This window comes from Hyphomicrobium sp., from assembly GCF_019744875.1.
GTDB lineage: Bacteria > Pseudomonadota > Alphaproteobacteria > Rhizobiales > Hyphomicrobiaceae > Hyphomicrobium_C.
In genome coordinates, this window is sequence record NZ_JAIETU010000002.1 from 619,412 (window position 1) to 634,377 (window position 14,966).

Sequence of the window (14,966 nt, forward strand, 5' to 3'; positions counted from 1 at the left end):
CATGCCAGAACTGAGGCTTGCGACGCAATCCGACGACAGGCTGAGAACTCGGAGACGGACGCCGATACGATGACGACCGCTGCGATGACCAGCCAGCTCACCAGGTCCGATCTGCTGGATGCCTACACGTCTTCGCAGACGGCCAGCTATGACGAGCTGCTCGGCCGCGACGGCACACCGCGCAGGCACTGGCTGCCGCTTCTCAACGAGCTCAACGCGCTGACGGACGCGGACCGCAAGGCGATGGCCGCGCGCCTCGACCGGCGCGTGCGCGAGACCGGCATCGCCTACGACATTTTCGCCGATCCAACTCAAAGCGCGCAGAAGTGGCAGCTCGATCTTGTGCCGATCGTCTTCTCGGCGGCGGAGTGGCGGTGGCTCGACCAGGCGCTCGTGCAGCGCGCGCGGCTGTTCGACCGCGTGCTCAACGACCTCTACGGCGAGCAGAACCTGCTCCGCGAGGGCCACCTGCCGCCGGATCTGGTGTTTTCCGACAGCGCCTACCTGCACGCACTCCGCGGCGTGCTGCCGCGCGCCGGTGGATTGCGCTTCTATGCGGCCGACCTCGCGCGCGACGCAGACGGGCAATGGCGCGCAATCGACAGCCACGCGGAAACGCTGGCGGGCGTCGGCTTCGCGCTCGCCAACCGGATGGTTCACACGCATGTGGCGGGCGACATCTTCAACGCCAACAACGCCGTGCGGCTGGCCTCCTACTTCCAGACCGTCCAGAGCGCGCTCACGCAGCACAGCGGACGCGACAACGCGCGCATCGCGCTGCTCACGCCGGGCGCCCATCACGAGGACTACTTCTCGCACGCCTACATCGCACGCTATCTCGGCTACCTGCTGGTCGAGGGCGCGGATCTGCGCACGCGGGGCGGGCAGGTTTTTCTCAAGACGCTCGAAGGGCTGCAGGAGATCGATCTGCTCGTGCGCTGCGTGGACGGGCATGCGAGCGATCCGCTCGAACTCGATCCCAGCGGCTATGACGCGCCGTCCGGCCTCGTGCGCGCCTGCCGGCTGACACCCAACCTCGTCGTCAATCCGATCGGGTCGGCGATGGTGCAGAACCGCGGCCTGGGCCCGTATCTGCCGCAGCTTGCCAAGACGCTGCTCGGCGAAGAGCTGATGCTGCACGACGCCCAGCGCTGGTGGCTCGGCGATCCGGCCGCGCGCCGCCATGCGGCCGAGCACGTCGACGATCTCGTCATCCGCAAGGCGCAGGAAGGCACCGGGCGTCCGGGCCAGGCTGCACTGGGCCGCGACACGCACGCCATGTCAGACGCCGAGCGCATGGCGCTCCGTCGCGAAATCGAACTGGCCGGTGCGCGGCTCGTCGCCGAGGAGAAGACCAGCTTCAGCACCGCGCCCGTATTCGCGAACGGGGCGCTCGCGCCGAAGCCGTTCGCGGTGCGCTTCTTCGTTGCGCGTTCGCAGGACGGCTACGTGGCGATGCCGGGCGGGCTCGCCATGACCGTCGACCCGAGCCGCGCGGTCGCTCTGTCGGCGCCCGACGGACACACGCGCGACGTCTGGGTTCTGTCGGACGCGGCGCAGGGCTATCACGTCAGCCTGTGGCGTCCGCCCATTGAGTCCGCGCGCGTCAGCCGCACGCAGCGCGTCATCCAAAGCCGCGTCGCCGACGACCTGTTCTGGCTCGGCCGATACGCCGAGCGCGCGGACTGGACCATGCGCGTGCTGCGCAGCGCGCTCCGTCGCGTGGCGGAAGACAGCGGGCCGCACACGGGCCTCGAAAGCGCGCGCCGGTGCCTCGAGGTGCTGTTGACGGACAAGGACGCCGACGCGGGCGACCGGACCGCGCTCGGCAAGCTCGACTTCGACGGGCTGTGCCATCGCGTGCTGCGCGGGGGCCGCTCGTCGCGCACGCTCGAACGCACGCTGCAGCGGCTCTACAAGGTCGCGCATCTGGCGCGCGATCGCCTGTCGCTCGAAGCGTTCCAGGCGCTCGGTCGGTTCCGGCCGGGCGATTCCTGGTCAACCTCGCTTGCGTCCGCCACGCCGGGCGCCGTGCTCGATCTCCTGGACGAAGGCCTGGCCTCCATCTCCGCCTTCAACGGCCTCATGCACGAGAACATGACGCGCAACTTCGGCTGGTCGTTCATCGACATGGGCCGCCGGCTCGAGCGCGCGTACAATCTCAGCGAGGCGATGCTGGCGCTTTTCGTGCCGGTGCCGGACGCCGAGGACGAGCAGAACAGCCTCATGCTGCTGCTGGAACTGGCCGACAGCTTCATTACCTACCGTTCGCGCTATCGCCTGAGCCCCGTGATGCCGCTAGTGCTCGACCTCCTGCTGCTCGACGAAAGCAATCCGCGCAGCCTCGGCTACCAGCTTGCCGCGTTCTCGCGCCAGCTCGAGACGCTGCCCGAGAGCACGCAGGGCGCGAGCCTGACGGAGGACCGGCGCATCGCTCTGGCGCTGCTGACCTCGATCCGTCTCGCGGACGTGGAGCGCATGGCCGAAGACGCAGACGGGGCAACGCTCGAACGGCTGCTGATCGAGCAGATCCAGCTTCTGCCCGAGCTATCCGATGCGATCACGCGGCATTACTTCAACCTGACCGAAGACACGCCGCACCGGCTGCAGACGCGCAGCGAGGCTGCGCCATGAAGCTCAGCGTGAGCCACCGGACCTTCTATCGCTACACCTCGCCGGTGGTTCAATCGCAGCACCTCATCCATCTTTCGCCGCGTGCCAGCGAGCGGCAAACCATCCTCAACCATAGCCTGCTGATCGAGCCGGCGCCCGCGGGGCGCTACGACGGCATCGATGCGTTCGGCAACGCAATGGCCATTCTCGATATCGAGCTACCCCACAAGGAGCTGGTGCTGCACGCGCGCAGCACGGTGGAAACGATCGCGCCGCCGAAGACGGATTTCGCCGCATCGAGCGCGTGGGACCGGCTGGACGAAGCGCTCGGCCGCAACGGCGCCATCCCGCTCGACGTAGTTCCGTATCGTTGCGGCTCACGGCTGACGACGGCGTCGCTCGACATCGCAGACTACGCCGCGCTTTCGTTCGCACCCGAGACGCCCGTGCTCGCAGGCGCGATGGATCTCACGCTGCGCATCTATCGCGAGTTCATCTTCGATCCCACGGCGACCGATCTCTCGACGCCGGTGCTGGAGGTTTTCCGCCATCGCCGCGGCGTGTGCCAGGACTTCGCCCATTTCGCCCTTGCCTGCCTGCGCGCAATGCGCATCCCCGCGCGCTACGTCAGCGGCTACATCCTGACCCGCCCGCCGGAGGGCATGCCACGCTTGCAGGGAGCGGATGCCTCTCACGCGTGGATTTCGGTGTGGGCGCCCGAGACGGGCTGGGTCGATCTCGATCCGACCAACGGCATTGCCGTCACCGACGAGCATGTGACGGTAGCCTGCGGGCGCGACTACGACGACGTGAGCCCCATCAGCGGGCTCTTGCTCGGCGGCGGCGACCACGACGTCACGGTCGGCGTGGACGTGGCCCCGGTCTGATCTCCGATCGCAGGCCTGATCCTCCGAACGCGACGCGCGTCGTCTAGCGCTCCCGGAACGAGCGGGCGAACTGATCGGAGAGCGGCTTCGTGAAGTACGTGAACGCCGTGCGCTCGCCGGTCGTCACGTGGACTTCCGCAGGCATGCCGGCCACGAGCTTCAGGTTGCCGAGCTTCTGCTGGCCTTCGTCCGTCAGCGCGAGGCGGATGCTGTAGTAGGCGACGCCGCCCGCCAGCGCGGGATCGCCACCGGCGCGAGGCTGCTCCATCATCAGGTCGGCGGAAACCCGCGTCACCGTTGCCGTCACGTCCGGCGTGGTGCGCTGGTTGAAGGCTGAGAAGCGGATGTGGGCGAGCTGTCCGACGCGGACCTGATCGATATCCTGCGGCGCGACCTTGGCGTCGATCACCAGGCGATCGGCGTCGGGCACGATCATCATCACCGGCTCGCTCGGCGTGATCACGCCGCCGACGGTGTGCACATTGAGCTGATGGACCGTGCCGCTCTGCGGGGCGCGCAGCTCGATGCGCTTCAACTGATCGGACGCAGCAACGCGGCGCTCGGTCAGCTCCGCCTCGCGGCCCTGCTGGTCGCGCAGCTCCTTGCCGACTTCGGTCTTGAGATCCTGGTCAAGCTGCAGGATCTGGAGACCGGTTTCCGAAATCTTGCCCTTGGCCTGGGCGATGGCCGACGACACCTGGGCGAAGTCGCCTTCAAGCTGGGACACGGTGCGGCGGGCGGCCGTCATGCGCGGCGTGCTGACGAGGCTCTTGCCTTCAAGCTGTTCGAGCCCGGCCAGTTCGGCCTTGGCAAAACTGATTTCCTGCCCGCGCGCCACGTGCTGGGCCGTCAGCCCGTCGATTTCCTCGCGCAACTGGGCAATGCGCTCGCGAAGCTGAGACTTCACGTTCTGCCGGGCGGTCTTGCGGTTTTCGAACAGCGCCGTTTCGCTGGCCATGATCTGCGCGAGAACCGGATCGTCGCGGCGCGCGAGAATGTCTGCGGGAAAGGCGATCTCGGTCCGGTCGTCCTGCTCGGCCTTGAGGCGCGCCTGACGCACGGCGATCTCGTCGAGCTGCTTCGTCACCATCTGCAGGTTGGCACGGGTCACGGTTTCGTCGAGACGGACGAGCACATCGCCTGCTGCGACGTGCTGGCCTTCCTTGACATAAATATCGCCGACGATGCCGCCCGTCGGGTGCTGCACCTTCTTGACGCTGCTGTCGACAACGACGTTACCGGCCGCCATGACGGCGCCTGCGAGATCGACGGTCGCCGCCCAGACGGCCAGGCTGCCGAGCAACGTCACGATGACGACGATGCCGAACGTGATGTAGGCGCGCGCCTCGGTGAACGGCGACGGCTGCTTGGCCGGATTGGCCGGAGGCGGGAGAGATTTCTGCATGTTCGTTTGCCTCAAACTGCCGACGCGTTGTCGGCCACAACCTTCAAACTGGGCGCGAGAGCACGCATGGCCGCTGCGGCCGCGGGAGCTGCAAAAGCGGGCAGCGGCGGCGGCGACACGGGTTCAACGGGCACGCTCTGCAAGACGGCTTTCAGAACTTCGTCGCGCGGGCCGAACGCCTGAACCTGTCCTCTGCCGAGCGCCAGCACCTTGTCGAGTCCGGCAAGCGCGGACGGGCGATGCGCAACCACGATGACGATCCCCTTCCGGTCGCGCACGGAGCGGATGGCGCTGGTCAGCGCAATGTCACCCTGCGTGTCGAGATTGGAATTCGGCTCGTCCAGCACGACCAGGAACGGATCGCCGTAGAGAGCGCGCGCGAGACCGAGGCGCTGTCTCTGGCCGGCCGAGAGCATCATGCCGGCATCGCCGACGCGCGTCTCATAGCCCTGCGGCAGGTGGACGATCATGTCATGGATGCCCGCAAGCGTGGCGGCCGCGACGACGGCTTCGCTCGTCGCCTGCGGATCGAGACGTGAGATGTTCTCGGCCACCGTGCCGTCGAACAGATCGACGGCCTGCGGCAGATAGCCAATATCCCGGCCGATCGCCTCGGGCGCCCACTGGTCGAGGGTCGCGCCGTCGAGACGCACGCTGCCGCCGCGCGGAAGCGGGGCCCAGGCGCCGACGAGCGCGCGGATCAACGTCGATTTTCCTGCCGCGCTCGGGCCGATGACGCCGACGCCGTCGCCGGCTTCGAGCGCGAACGAGACATTGGACACGATGGGAAGCGTTTCACCGGGAGGGGCAACGGAGAGGTCCTTTACCTCGAGCCTGCGCGACGGGCGCGGAAGCGCGGTCGTGATCTCGCGATCCGGCAGCGCCTTCAGCAGCGTGTCGAGGCGGCCGATGCTCTGGCGCATGCCCACGAAGCCTTTCCAGTTCGCGATGGCGATTTCGATCGGCGCGAGGGCACGCGAGAGGATGATGGAGCCGGCGATCAAAGAGCCCGCCGACAACTCACCCTTGATGGCGAGGTAGGCACCGAGGCCGAGAATTCCAGACTGGAACAGGAGGCGCAGAACCTTGGAGACGGCGCCGATGCCGCCTGCGGCGTCGGCCATCGCAACCTGGTCGACGAGGTAGCGCTCGTTGACCTTCTCCCAGCGCGCAACCAGCCGGCCGCCGAGCCCCATGGCCTGGACGACCTCGGCGTTGCGCCGGGCGGCCTCCGTGAAGGCGTGACGCTGGGAGATGCTCTTCGTCGCCTCCTTGGCCGGGCGCTTCGTCTTGAACTCGGTCAGAATGGTGAGCGCCACGAGCAGGGCCGCCGCGCCGATCGCAAATAGGCCCAGCATGGGATGAAGGAGGTAGATCAGGCCGATGTAGATCGGGAGCCACGGCAGGTCGAACAGCGCGGTCGGCCCGAGCCCGGACAGGAACGAGCGGATCTGGTCGAGGTCGCGGACCGGCTGCAGCGCGTCCATGGTCTGCTTGCCCCGGATTGGCACAAGCAGGACAGCCTCCATGACACGGGCCCGCAACTGGCGGTCTATTCCGATACCAATGCGGCTGAGGGTGCGGGTTCGGGCAAAATCGAGCGCGCCGAAGGCGGCATAGAGCAAAACCAGCACAATGGTGATGCCGATCAGCGTGCCGACGCTTCGCGAGGGCAGGACGCGATCGTAGACCTGCAGCATGTACATGGAGCCGGTCAGAACCAAGATATTGATAATGCCGGAGAATAGGCCCACTCCGAGGAAGGCCATTCGCGATTTTCCAATCGCCGCTTTAACGCTGGAGGCTGACACGCCGTAGTCCTCGCGACCGATACAAACATCGCGGCTTCGGTTCTCGAAGCCCGCTCTGAGACGGTCACTTGCACGAGCCGGACCACGCCCAATTCACACGGGCGAGCCACCCCGGCCGAGGCGGAACAGCGTAAAGAATGCATGAAGAGATGTGGTTAGCGGAGTGTCACTTGCCCGAAGCGCCGACCGCGCTTGGGCGGCCCAGCGCCTAGCGATTGCCCGCAAATTCGGGCTGCAGCGTTTCGTCAGTTCGAGCCGGGCCCGAAGCCGAGCGTGAGGCGCACGCCCGTGCGCAGCTCCCACAGGTCGTCGTCCTGCACGTGCGAAACGTAGCCGCCCGCGGGGCTGTTGCTGGTCAGATGCGCCGTCGGCACGTTGGAGAAGTAATCGGCTTCAGCGAAGCCTTCGAGAAGCGTCGACGGGGCGACCTTCAGCTTGAGCCCGATGCCGAGCAGGCCGCGGAAACCGGCGCCGGAGTCACCGTCGGTTACGGTGGCGTCGAAATCGCCCGTGGTGGCGGCGGTGCCGGCCGACCGGAACTTGCCGTCCGCATCGTAGCCATAGACGCCCGCGCCAATGCGGCCGACGAGCGCGAGGTTGGGCGACAGCCACTTCTCGGGCTCGGCCGCAACGAAGATGCCGTAAAGCGTCGCATCCACGCTCGCGGTCCGGCCGAACTCGCAGCACGGCACAGACGTGGTGATCGCGGTCCGCGTGTCTTCGTCGAAACCGCGAATGAACGGCGCCAGCACCCAGGTCACCGTGGTCGTCTCGTTCACGACGTCGTCATCCTCGAACCGCAGCGCGCCTTCCCAGGTCTTGCGCTCGATGCTCGTGGAGGCCGTTGCGCCGCCCGTGCCGAGCACGGAGCCGTCGACGGTGCTGAGCACGATGTCGCCGCCCGAGGACACGACGTTATGCGCGCTGTCGTCCGTCCTGCCGTAGAGCAGACCGAGCTCGACGCGGTGGAAACCAAAAAGGAACGGCTTGCCGGTATCGAACCCGATGAGGCCGCCGACGAAGTAGCCGCTGTCGGGCGAGACGAGAATGTCGGTCACAGGATCAGATGGCGAGGCGACGACGACGTCGCTGATGCCGTGGCCCGTCACGTCGGGGCCGTCCTGATAGAGGTAGCCGCCCTCGAAGGAGAGAACGATGCCATTGGGGCCCGCCGGGGACTTGCCCATATCGGCGTAAGACGCGTGTGAAAACAGGCAGAGCGCCGCCGCTGCGATGACTCCCGTCGACCCGCGGAACGTCGTCATGTAGCCCCCAAAAAAATTAGAACCGCCGATGCGGTCGCGCATGCATCTATACGCGCTATCCCCCCGGCGCTGCGCATACAGTTCGCCAGTCATCCCCAGCAATGCGCGATTCGGGCATCTTTTGCGACGGGGCGGATACTGATTCGCCACAGGCAAGAGAATGGACGCAGCGGTGGCGGCGCCGAGGACGCCCATCGCCGCCCCGAAACGAACGTGCGGCCCGCAGGCCCCACGCTTACTCCAGACGTGTTTCGCCGGGTCAGCTCATGATGAAATCGCCGGCATCGAACGTTCCCGCGCCGCTCGTGAGCTTGACGACGGCGAAGTGAATTCCGGCGCCCGCACCCGATCCATCAGCATCATAGGTCAGGGTGCCCGTGGTGCTGTTGTAGATGATGCGTTGCGCGGCAGTCGTGGCCAGTCCATCGGTGGTGACCGCGAACTCCGAGGCGCTCAGCGTTCCGCCGATGCCACCGAAGATCGCCTGCGAAAGCTCGATGCGATCCTGGCCGCCCGCAGCGTCGGCGTCGAAATCCCGGATAGTGTCGACGTTTGTCACCGCGTTGAGCGCCGTGTTGAACACGAAGGTGTCGTTGCCGGCGCCGCCGTGCAGCAGGTCGTTGCCCGTGCCGCCGACGAGACGGTCGTTGCCCGTGCCGCCGATCAGAACGTCGTGGCCCGCGTCGCCGTTGATCGTCGAACCGGAGTTGCCGCCGATCAGGATCTCCGCCAGGCCGGCGCCGTTCAACGTCGAACTGCTCGTGCGCTCAACCGAGACCGAGCCCGTGTCCGAGGCTGCGGGTCCGCTGGTGGAACCAGTGTACGTGAACGATCCACCGTTCGAGTTGTTGTCGTTGAACGTGAAGTTGCCCGACGCGCGCGGGACGGAGTTTGCGCTGCTGATATCCGCAGCAGAGCCCGTCACGGCGATCACCTGGCCGTCCGGATCGCTGTCGTTGTAGAGCAACGCGTACTCGGGAATGACGATCGCCGAACCGGACATGTTCGTGATCACCTTGTCGTCGCGGACGATCGGTGCGCGATCGCCATTGACGATGTTGACGGTCAGCGTGTTCGACGCTGTGTCGCCGTCGTTGTCGATCAGCTGATAGCCGATGATCTCGCTCAGGTTCGTGTTGATCGACGCCGGGCCGGTGTACGAGTACGTGCCGTCGTCGAGGTCGACGACGAACGACGCGCCGATCGCAGTGGTGATCGTGAGCACGTTGGTGGCCTGCACGAAAGTGAACTGCTGCGTGCCGCCCGCCGTCGTCACCTGATCCGTTGCGGGGTTGTAGTTGAAGCTCTGGCCGTTGATCGAAATCTGATTGATGTAGCCGCCGTCGGCGCCGAAGCCGCCAGCCGTTGCATCCGTCAGGAGATTGCCGTTCGTCGTCACGGCGTTGACCGTTCCGACCAGCGTCGCGGTGAGCTGGGACATATCGGTCACGACGATCGCGGGCATCTGCTGCCCACTTGCGCCGTTGAATGCGACCGGCTCGAGCGCGCTTGCCGTCACGCCGCTTCCCGCGCCGAGGGCGTACGAGACGACCTTGTTGGTGCTCAGGAAGTTCTCCCAGACAGCCTGCTCGGTTGGGCTGATGCCAGCGCTACCCGCGGGCTGGTTCGGCTCGCCGTCGGATACGAAGTAGGCGACGTTCTGCGCACCAGCGATGCTTCCGCTGGAGCTGAAAGCCGTCACGGCATCGCTCAGCGTGTCATCGTAGTTGGTCGAGCCACCCGCCGTGAGCGAGAGCACCGCGGCTTTCGCTTCGGCGACCGACATCCAAACCGCGCCGACGGCATCGGCGTTCGATGAGAACGTCACGATGCGCACCTTGACGTCCCCCATGTTGTCGTACTGCTCCAGCAGCTCGACCACGGAGGCCTTGAGGACATCGAGGCGCGTCAGGCCCGTCAATCCCGACGGATCGTCCATGCTGCCGGACACGTCGAGCAGCAGCATGACGTTGCTGTTGTTCGACGCCGCTTCGTTGATGGTCTTGATCCGAGCGTTGGCGACAGGGGTATCGTCGTCGATGGTGATGGAGAGCGTGCCGTTCGTGGCGTCGCCGTTCGAATCCCGGACCGTGTAGGTGAGATTGACGACGGCGTCGTTCTCCGCGTTGCCCGTCGCGTGCAGCACCGGCTTGAGCAGCGTGAAGGCGTAGGCGCCCGCACCGGTCTCGGCGCCGCCGTCCACCTGGACGGTGAAGACGGGGCCGCGCGCCGACGTGGCGGTCAGCGTGTTGGTCGCGCCGTTCCAGGCGTACGTCACCGCTTCCGTACCAACGGTTCCCGTGGTCCCGTGCATGCTCGAGAAGCTGACCGGGTCCACAGCCGCCTTTCCGTCGCCGCCGAAGTCATGCGGCAGAACGCCGGTGGCCGTGGTGGCCTGGCCGGTGGCGTCGCCCGTGCCGCCGGCGATGCCGTTGGCAAGGTCTTCGTCGTCAACGACGGCCGCAGCCGTACCGGCCGTCGGTTGCGTGTTGGCATTGGTGATGACGATGTTCTGCACCGCTTCCGAGGTGTCGCCGTCGGCATCCGTGATGCGATAGGTGAAGCTCTCGTTCTGGTTGGCGTTGCTCGGATTCGGCACCGGATCGAACGTCCAGTTGCCGCTGGCCGTGAACTTGTACGTGCCGTTCGTCGTCACGACCGTGACGCCGAGCGCCGGATCCACGACATACGTCGTCGAGCCGAAGGTGACATGCGTGACACGTGCGGTGTCGGCCCCTTCGGCGTCATTGGTGAAGAGGTTGATGCCCGTGACCATGCCGTCGTTTTCGGAGATCGTCAGGGTCGGGCCGGCGTTCGCGGTCGGCGCATCGTCGTCGAAGGTGATGGTGAGCGTGCCGGGCGCGGTCGAGCCGTCCGCGTCGCGGATGACATAAGCGAGAGTGACAATCGCATCGTTCTCGTTCTCCCCGGGGCTGTGAAGAACGTTGTCGATCAGGTTCACCGTGTAGGCGCCCGTGGAGGGGTCGGTGATCTGGACGTTGAACAGCGGACCGCGCGGGCCCGTCGCCGTCAGCGTATTGTTGGCGGCGTTCCAGGTGTAGTTGACGGTTTCCGTGCCCACAGTGCCCGACGTGCCGCCAAGGGCTGCGAAGCTGAACGTGCCGGGCTGGTCGAGGCCGACGCTGCCGCCGAGGGTGCCCGAGAAGTTTGCTTCGTAGTTGTCGCCGTCGGTGTTCGGCACCGCGAGGTCGCCGATCGTGCTGGCCGGGTTGCCGCCCGGGAGCGCGTCGTCATCGACGAACGCTGCCGCCGTGCCGCCGGTCGGGACATTGGCGTCCGTCACCTGCAGGCTGATGTTGGCCGTCGCCGTGTCGCCGTCGCCATCGGTGACGGTGTAGGTCGCCTGGATCGGCGCAACGGGGCTCGTCGTGGCGCTGTTCGCGGTGAAGGAGTAGCTGCCGTCGGCCTTCACCTTGATCACGCCGGAGCCGAGATCGATCGCCTGCGAGTAGTTGGCATCGGCCGGGTTGAACACCAGCGCCGTGCCGTTGATGTGCGTGACGGTTGCGCCGTCCGCACCCGCCACGAAGTCGAGCGCGCCCGTGATCGTCGCGCCTTCCGCGACGTTCTGCGACGCCTCGTTGCTCGCGGTCGGGACGTCATCGATGACGCTGGCGTTCAGAACGCCCGTTGCGGTCGTTCCATCCGTGTCGACCACGACGACGGCAAACTGCTCGCTGGCCGCGTTCCTGCCGCCGCCCGGCAGATGGTTGTCGTTGTCGATCAGGATGTAGGTGTACGAAACCGTGCCCGTCGCGGCGTTGTAGGTCGCCTGCAGCGTGTTACCGAGCGGCGTCGTGATCGTCGCCGTCGTGCCGTCGAGGGGAATGGTGGTGCCAGCGATCGTCACGCTCGCAACGCCGTCTCCGGCTGCGATGCCGAACACGCCCGACTGCTGCAGCAGGCCGGCATTCGGGTTCGACCCGTCGGCGAGGTTGCTTTCGTCGAGAACGATCTCGCCGCCCTCGACATTGAGGAACGAGAGCACGACCGGATCGTCGGCGCCGTTGACCGTGATCGTGAGTGTCGCGGTAGAGTGATCGCCGTCGCCGTCAACGATGGTGTAGGTGAACGTCTCGGTCAGCGACTGGTTCTTGTTCAGCGCAGCGACGCTCGCGTTGTCGCTGTTCACCGCATACGCGTAGTTGCCGTTCGCGTCGACCGTCAGCGTCCCGTAGGCGCCGGCCACCGTGTTGCCGACCGCACCCGTCCAGGAGATCGAGCCGAAGCCGTCGGCGCCGAGCCCGTCTGCAACGCCATCCGTTCCGTTCGTATCCGAGCCGAGGCCGCCGTCGACCGCGGTGACGACGTTGCCCGTCGCAGCAGGCGCCACGCCACGCGTCGTGAAGTCGTCGAAGCCGAAGTAGTCGGGCCCGTGGAATTCGATCTTCGTCAGGTTCGCGAACCCGGGGATCGCCGAGAAATCGACGAACTGGGCCACGCCCTGCAGCACCAGGAACGTGTACGTCACCGGCGCGCCGCCGCCGGCGGGATAGCCCGTGGCGGTGACGTTCATGTTGCCGTTACGCGCAACGAACGATGCGCCGAGGAAGCTGAACACGCCGCCGGAAATGCCGATCGGCGAGCCCTGCGGGGCCGGATAGTCCGGATGCTCGGGGGGACGCGCCTCGGCGAAGAATGCGAGGTTGTCGCCGCTGGTCGGAATGTAGGTGGATCCCGGCTGCGGATTGTGGATGCCGGTCTGCGTCCAGGTGAAGCCGCCGTAGTTGAAGGGAATCGGCTGCTCGCCGCCCTCGGAAAGCGGAACGTCGTCGAAGCTCAACACCTGGATCGCAGCCGCCGTCACGGCATCGCTATCGCTCCGCGCCGCCGGAACGTCGTCCGACACCGAGAGGTTGACGGTGTTGGTGGCGGTGGTGCCGTCGATGTCGGTCGCGACGACGCCAACGGAGCCGAGGCCGACGAGATCATCGGCATCGATGCCCGGGTGGCTGTCGTAGTTGTCATGCAGGGTCACGGTCACGGTGGCGCTGCCCGTGGCGCCCGCGGCAATGGAAGCCGGCGGCGTGAGGGTCAGGGAGACGATCAGCGTTCCGCCGTCGCGGCCTTCGATCAGGGTGCCGTTGACGCGCACCCACGTGAGGCCGCCAACAAGGCCCGACACGTCATTGGCGAACGCGAACGACGTGATGTCGTCCGAGCCGGCCGTGAACGAGACGGCGCCTTGAGCGAAGTCAGCGCCGGCGGGCGTGCTGCCGTTGGCCAGATTCTGGTCGTCGACTGTCAGCGAGAGCGGCTGGCCAGAAATGCTCGGCCCCTTGCCGTCGGTAATGGTGATCGTGTGCGTGTCGGTCGCGATGTCGCCGTCGCCGTCCCTCACGCGGATCGCGAAGTTGACGACATCCGGCGTGGCATCGGCATTGTTGACGTTGTGGCCGGCAGCGAACGACCAGGTGCCGTTGGCATTCACCGTGAGCGTACCGCCCGTGACGGCGATGGGTGAGCCGAGCGCGTAGGTGTTGGCACCGATAACGACCACGGTCGATGCGCCGTTCTGGTCGGCGCCGATGGTCTGCGTCCAGGCGCCGTTGACGGTGCCGTCTTCCGCGACCGTGTTCGACGTTCCGGCAATCGAGACGGTCGGGATGTCGTCGACGATCTTGACGTCGAGCGATCCGGTGGCCGTGCTGCCGTCCTTGTCCTTTACGGTTACGACGAAACTCTCGCCCAGGATGTTCTCGCCCTGACCGGCGGCATGCTGCTCGTTGTCGAGCAGCGTGTAGGTGTAGGTCACGACGCCTGCGACGTAGCGCACAAGAAGGCTGTTGCCGGTGGGCGTGGGTACACTGACCTGCGTGCCGTTGAGCGGAATCGTGGTCGCGCCGATCACGATGCTCGCAAGACCATCGGGCGCCGAGACCGTGAACGTGCCCGTCTTGGTCAGGAGGCCCGCGTTCGGCGCCGATCCATCCGAAAGGTTCTGCTCGTCGACGACGACTTCGCCGCCCGCAACGTCGAGACCCTTGATCGTGACGCCGTCATCGGCGCCCTTGATCGTGATGGTGATGATGGTGGTGGCCGTGCCGCCGTGCTTGTCGTCGATCGTCACCAGATACTTCTGGGTCAGCGTGTCTTTCGGGCCGAGCGAATCCAAAAGCGCATCGTTGACCTGGAAGTTCCAGCCAAGCGAGTCCGTTGCCTGGTTCACTGCGCCGAGGGTCAGCGTGCCGAGGTAGTTGTTGCCGAGCGGCTTGATCGTCGCATTGTGAGTATCGATTTTGTCGACGTCCGAGAACGTGATCAGGCCGGACTGCGAATGCGTGACGGTGTTCTCGCCGGGCTTGCCGTCGGCGACTTCAGCGACCGCGCCGGACTGCGCCTTGGAGGTGATGATCGGCGCGTCGTTGGTGCCCACGATCTGGATCGTGACCGTCGTCGACGTGGTGTTACCCGCGTAGTCCTTGAGCAGGATCGTGTAGGTCTGCGTCAGCGTCTGGCCGACGGCCAGATGATCGATGGCGCCGTCCTTGACTTTGAACGTCCAGTTCACCGCGTCCGTGTTCTGGTTCACGCTGGCGCTGAAGGTGCCGAGATAGCCGCCGGCCTTCGGGACCACGGTGGCGGAATGCGTGTCACCGGCCGTGTCGGTGAACTTCAACGTTCCGGAGCGTGCGTGCTCGAACTTGAGCTCGTTCGGATGGTTATCTGGAAGCTCGGTGACGGAGGCTGACTGGGGGCCCACGAACGTCGGGGCGATCTTTGCGCACATCTGAGCGAACGTCAGAATCTTGACGTTAACGACCTTTTTCTTGGACACGCTAAACTCCAAACGACCATCTGCGCGAGGCGGGTCTGGAGCGGGAGACCCAGGGGGCGCAGGTTCTAAAAAAAACGTATAAGTCCGCTCCTTATTGGAGCACGCATATACCGGCCACTTTTGAAACGGAAATCCCGTAGGTATTTACCATTAAACATATATTTTTACGCTATATCCGTCACTTAG

6 protein-coding genes are annotated in these 14,966 nt (G+C 66.0%); 2 read left to right on the plus strand and 4 right to left on the minus strand.

What is annotated here, in order from left to right; genetic code table 11:
- Positions 1–69 precede the first annotated feature (69 nt).
- Entirely contained in the window at positions 70–2,634 is a 2,565-nt protein-coding gene (locus tag K2Y42_RS03020) for a circularly permuted type 2 ATP-grasp protein (protein WP_291148283.1), read from the plus strand.
- The gene (locus K2Y42_RS03025) at positions 2,631–3,500 is read left to right on the plus strand and encodes a transglutaminase family protein (RefSeq protein WP_291148285.1); all 870 of its coding nucleotides are present in this window, start codon (positions 2,631–2,633) and stop codon (positions 3,498–3,500) included. The genes K2Y42_RS03020 and K2Y42_RS03025 overlap by 4 nt, the downstream gene beginning before the upstream one ends.
- A gap of 43 nt (positions 3,501–3,543) precedes the next feature.
- Here the strand turns inward: K2Y42_RS03025 and K2Y42_RS03030 are convergent, their stop codons facing one another.
- The 4 genes from K2Y42_RS03030 to K2Y42_RS03045 form a co-directional block, all read right to left on the minus strand.
- Entirely contained in the window at positions 3,544–4,905 is a 1,362-nt protein-coding gene (locus K2Y42_RS03030) for an HlyD family type I secretion periplasmic adaptor subunit (RefSeq protein WP_291148288.1), read from the minus strand.
- Positions 4,906–4,916: 11 nt separating this feature from the next.
- Positions 4,917–6,674, minus strand: a complete 1,758-nt coding sequence (locus tag K2Y42_RS03035; protein ID WP_291148290.1) for a type I secretion system permease/ATPase — start codon at positions 6,672–6,674, stop codon at positions 4,917–4,919.
- Positions 6,675–6,961: 287 nt separating this feature from the next.
- Positions 6,962–7,981 (minus strand): hypothetical protein, encoded by a 1,020-nt coding sequence (locus K2Y42_RS03040; protein WP_291148292.1) that lies wholly within the window; start codon positions 7,979–7,981, stop codon positions 6,962–6,964.
- Positions 7,982–8,240: 259 nt separating this feature from the next.
- Complete coding sequence (locus K2Y42_RS03045; RefSeq protein ID WP_291148295.1) at positions 8,241–14,780, minus strand: VCBS domain-containing protein; 6,540 nt, start codon at positions 14,778–14,780, stop codon at positions 8,241–8,243.
- Between the last annotated feature and the right edge of the window lie 186 nt (positions 14,781–14,966).

Bases quoted from the DNA above. Each gene is read 5' to 3' on its own strand.
- K2Y42_RS03035 (WP_291148290.1), bottom strand. From the start codon at position 6,674: ATGGCCTTCCTCGGAGTGGGCCTATTCTCCGGCATTATCAATATCTTG.
- K2Y42_RS03040 (WP_291148292.1), bottom strand. From the start codon at position 7,981: ATGACGACGTTCCGCGGGTCGACGGGAGTCATCGCAGCGGCGGCGCTC.
- K2Y42_RS03030 (WP_291148288.1), bottom strand. From the start codon at position 4,905: ATGCAGAAATCTCTCCCGCCTCCGGCCAATCCGGCCAAGCAGCCGTCG.
- K2Y42_RS03020 (WP_291148283.1), top strand. From the start codon at position 70: ATGACGACCGCTGCGATGACCAGCCAGCTCACCAGGTCCGATCTGCTG.
- K2Y42_RS03025 (WP_291148285.1), top strand. From the start codon at position 2,631: ATGAAGCTCAGCGTGAGCCACCGGACCTTCTATCGCTACACCTCGCCG.